The 255-nt window shown below is 37.6% G+C and carries 1 pseudogene; it reads right to left on the bottom strand.

The features are described 5' to 3' along the window. Window positions 1-255 (bottom strand): annotated as a pseudogene (locus NE665_RS24615) (transposase); the annotation flags it as partial.

Raw genomic sequence — 255 nt, 5'->3', positions numbered from 1 at the left:
GGGCTTTTTTATCATTATATACCTTGTTTTCCCAGCCATTCAATCCAGCATCTGCACAGACGATGAATCGGCTGAACTGAAAGTCCTTTTCGATTTGTTTTTCGAGTTCTCTCAAAGAAAACTGTTCATTCTTGTTTCCTTCAAACGTCATATCAGCGATAGGCAGACCATTTGCATCCATAAACAGGCCATATTGAACAATGGGATTCGGTCTGTTTTCTTTTGACTTCCCATATTTAAGAAAATCATTTTCTT

This window comes from Clostridium sp. DFI.1.208, from assembly GCF_024463855.1.
GTDB lineage: Bacteria > Bacillota_I > Bacilli_A > Erysipelotrichales > Erysipelotrichaceae > Clostridium_AQ.
Note: the sequence above shows the minus strand (reverse complement) of the source record. Positions and strands in the feature narration are given on the sequence as shown.